This is a genomic window from Sporomusa sp. (genome assembly GCF_035561255.1).
GTDB lineage: Bacteria > Bacillota > Negativicutes > Sporomusales > Sporomusaceae > Sporomusa.
Window position 1 is genome coordinate 1 of record NZ_DATMXX010000027.1, and the last position, 3,616, is coordinate 3,616.

Annotated in this window: 5 protein-coding genes; 1 reads left to right on the forward strand and 4 read right to left on the reverse strand. The window is 43.5% G+C overall.

Annotated features, from left to right (window positions below; translation table 11 throughout):
- Window positions 1-812, forward strand: an 812-nt coding sequence (locus VN379_RS01400; protein WP_325530056.1) for a SprT family zinc-dependent metalloprotease, incomplete at its 5' end; no start/stop codon positions are given.
- On the opposite strand, the gene VN379_RS01405 is transcribed toward VN379_RS01400, so the two are convergent.
- The 4 genes from VN379_RS01405 to VN379_RS01420 form a co-directional block, all read right to left on the reverse strand.
- A complete protein-coding gene (locus tag VN379_RS01405; RefSeq protein ID WP_325530058.1) occupies window positions 813-1,265 on the reverse strand; it encodes a C-GCAxxG-C-C family (seleno)protein in 453 nt (150 codons plus the stop codon). It lies immediately after the preceding gene.
- Between the two features lie 65 nt (window positions 1,266-1,330).
- Window positions 1,331-2,566 carry a sensor histidine kinase gene (locus VN379_RS01410; protein ID WP_325530060.1) on the reverse strand — a complete coding sequence of 412 codons (1,236 nt, stop codon included), beginning with the start codon at window positions 2,564-2,566 and terminating at the stop codon, window positions 1,331-1,333.
- 156 nt (window positions 2,567-2,722) lie between these two features.
- The gene (locus tag VN379_RS01415; RefSeq protein WP_325530062.1) at window positions 2,723-3,226 is read right to left on the reverse strand and encodes an ECF transporter S component; all 504 of its coding nucleotides are present in this window, start codon (window positions 3,224-3,226) and stop codon (window positions 2,723-2,725) included.
- An 18-nt stretch (window positions 3,227-3,244) separates the two neighbouring features.
- Entirely contained in the window at window positions 3,245-3,550 is a 306-nt protein-coding gene (locus VN379_RS01420; protein WP_325530064.1) for a hypothetical protein, read from the reverse strand.
- Window positions 3,551-3,616 lie beyond the last annotated feature (66 nt).

A 3,616-nucleotide genomic window follows, 5' to 3' on the forward strand; every position in this document is an offset into this window, starting at 1 on the left:
GGATAATATCGATTGCTGGCAAATATATATCTTCGTTCAACAAAGTAATCAGCTACTTAGGAAATACAATTGCAAAGGAATTAATTATGCCGACAATCAATTTTAATGGACAGATTTTTCATTACACCCTGCGCCTGGACAAGCGCCGGAAAAACATTCAAATACGGTTGCTGCCAACTGCTATAGTCGAGATTATCGCGCCTGCAAAACTAACTATTAATGAAATTGAACATATCTTTACAACAAAAAGCAGGTGGCTGACAGGGCGTCTGAAGAAATTATCCGACCTTGCTGCAAACCCTGTAAATCAACGGTTGGTATCAGGTTCCCAGTTATTATATAAGGGTGAGCCACATACACTTACGGTTCTGCCTGGCAGCAAACCAGAGCTAGTACTAAAACCCGGAGCGGTTTTTGTAAAACTTCCTGCAGGCAACCCAGGGGTTAACCCGGATGCTATGACTGAGCAAATAATAAAAGCCTGGCTTGTTGACCAGGCTGGCAAATTATTCTTCGACAAAACCAAGCAATGGGCAACAGCAATCGGCGTATCCCCTGCCCGAATTACGATTAAAGACCAGAAAACACGCTGGGGCAGTTGTTCAAGCCTTGGTAATATAAATTACAACTGGCGGATTATCATGGCACCGACGCAGGTAGCAGATTACCTGATTATTCATGAATTGTGCCACCTGTTAGTCCCCAATCATTCAGCCAGGTTTTGGGAACAGGTTAGCCGATTTGCGCCAGATTATCCGGAATGCCGCAAATGGCTTGCAGATAATGGCAAGCTATTATCCCGGATACTTTAATTATTTGCACTGGTTTAATTGTTTACCCTGTATATACTTTGACAATAACTCGGCTGTAGTACTGGTAATCTTCAGACAGGTTTGCCGCTGTTCCGGACTACCGAATTCGTGGCAGTTAAGCACCCGGCAACAGGCTGCGCCAAACTGCTCAGAAAATATATTGTGAAACTCCTGAGCACTGCTATAGACCGGCCCCCGGTTTTGGTCATTGCTGGCTCGCCCCTGTAGCATGCCTAGCACCATCGTCGCCCCAGACAACGCACCACACATACATCCTGCATGGCCAAGACCACCGCCAAAGCCTGAAGCCATTTTAAGAGCCTCATCCGGAATGTTTAGGTTTAGCATATCACGAAAAGTCCGTGCGACTGCCTCTGCACAGTTATAGCCTGCTTTAAAATTTTGTTCTGCCAGTTCTTTAGCGCTTAAATTGTTTTGCTGCTGGTCTATCATATAAAAATCTCCCCATCAAAATTTTATTATACTAGCCCCTCTGCCTGCGTTCCGGCAGAGTTTTCTTAAACTGTGGCTTCCTCTTCAATAAACCCAAAAGGCAGACAGATTCTTACCGTTGTTCCGCCCTCTTGCTCACTAAAAATCTCAATTCCAAATTGAGAGCCAAAATAATGCTGGATGCGTTTATGGACGTTGGTGATTCCTAACCCCGTTGCTTGACCTTTGCCAGCAATTCTTTTCTCGTTCATAAAAATGCGTTCTATCTGACCTTTGGTAACACCAACTCCAGTATCATTTACCATAATCTCTACCCGGCTGCCACACCGCTGCCCGAAGATATTGATATTGCCACCACCGCGTTTGGGCTCAAGACCATGAATAATCGCATTCTCGACCAGCGGCTGCAGTGTCATAAAGGGAATTCTTTGTTCCAGTAGTTCTTTAGGAATGTTGATTGAAGCCTGAATCCGGTCACCAAAGCGCATTTCTTGTATCAACAGATAATTTTTTATATATTGGACTTCTTCACCAACAGTAACCATTTCATCAATATTGCGCAAGTTATTTCGCAATAGATCTGATAAAGCATAAACCACTTCCTGGGTACGGGGTGCCCCTTCCAACAGAGCGAGCCGGGCAATGGTATTTAACGTGTTGAATAAAAAATGCGGATTAACTTGTGACAATAAAGCCTTCAGTTCTGTTTCCCTTAAAACCTTCTCCAGATCCGCCTTTGCTTTTAACTCACTCATTAATTGAGTTTGAGCTATATTAGCCATAGCAATCTCTACAATATAATTTGTCATGATATATAGCAGATCAGCTGCAGCCTTCACCCGCTCTTCCGGGACTATTCGAATTTCAGCCAGCCTCTCAAGGACAGCACTTTCATTGAGATTCAAGTCAGCTATTGCTTTTAACACTTCATTGGCAATGTCCATTCCGTCTTGAGGCAATACTACTTGACCTGCTAAAAAGCCACCCAAATGCTGTTGATTTAATATAATTGGGGCTCCCAAATCAGTAAGTCCACTATGACAGCGGTATACTGAAGGGCATAATTGCCTGGCAGCCATCCTGCCACCACAGTCATCTGAACCTATACACCGGGATAATCCTTCAGGTGTTGAACGAATAAGGTTACACAACCGGGTAAAATTACTGGGGTTGGTGACTGGCTGCCCGGCACTGTCAACAATTACAGCAGCCAAGCCGGTAGCTTCTGAGAACTTATCCTGAATCTCTTGTAGCACTTTAACATTAACAATATCCGCCAACGTTAAACCGTGATTGTGCATAATAACCCCTCCAAAACACTGGCCTGGTTTCAAGAGCATAAATTGTTTTCAAAAAATTTAGTCTTGGTATATTATTTTGCTGTCCTGATAGCAAACTCCTGCCACAAGCACTAACAATCCCTCAAGTGAAAAAAATAACACCCCTGTATAGGAATGTTATCTAATACGTTTAACAACTAATGCAGCTATTATGCCACCCAAAATGCCTGTAACTAGCTGCGGCCAGCTCATTGCCAACATGATGCCGGCAGCAAGTTTGGGTGGAACCTCAATAACGGTAAGCAGCCATAAAAACGCCCCATATAGGACCCCGGCCTTGCCAATTGTTCCAAGCCCAACGGCCAAAACACGGCCTCCCCAGCGCAGATTGCTTAAAAAGAGCCCAATATACACCGCGTTGCCTAACGCAACAGGCACAATAAACACCGGCAGCGGTAAAAGCTGTTGAAAATATGCTACTATTGGCGCTATTGAGGCAATCATAAGTGCTGGCCACAAACCAACCTTTTCTGCAGCCAAAAGCAATGTGGCATTGACTAAACTACCAATAATAAAGGTAGACAGGCCAGGCGGTAAAGGAATAAAAAATCGCAGTGACTGGAATATCAGCGTAAGCGCTAATAAAAGAGCCGCCCTTGTAATAACCTGATGTTCAGACAAAATCTCCGATCCTCCTGACTATCGACGACGCCTATTATTATAGTCGCGTCCGAACATCATATAGCCCAAGAGCGCAAGCAATGCTAAATTACCAATCATGCCATTCATGATCCCTAGGTCTACCAAAACATTAACAACAGTCAGGCCACTGAGAAATATCATGGAGCGTCTCATATCAATAAAGGGATCGCGGCGTAATAGTAAATAAGCGATACCAAGTACTGCCAGATCAATTACCACCCAAGCTAACGAATTATGGAAAAGATACTTAATCATGCTGCCTACAATCATAGTTGCCAGAACTTGAAACCACATCTGATTCATTTACATTCCCCCTGTATTCTTTATATTACGAAAACAAGTTAAAACTTTTACTAAATAAGATTATGC

What these genes read in the sequence shown, in the direction of transcription:
- VN379_RS01405 (WP_325530058.1), bottom strand. Translation starts at nt 1,265, where the DNA reads ATGATAGACCAGCAGCAAAACAATTTAAGCGCTAAAGAACTGGCAGAA.
- VN379_RS01410 (WP_325530060.1), bottom strand. Translation starts at nt 2,566, where the DNA reads ATGCACAATCACGGTTTAACGTTGGCGGATATTGTTAATGTTAAAGTG.
- VN379_RS01420 (WP_325530064.1), bottom strand. Translation starts at nt 3,550, where the DNA reads ATGAATCAGATGTGGTTTCAAGTTCTGGCAACTATGATTGTAGGCAGC.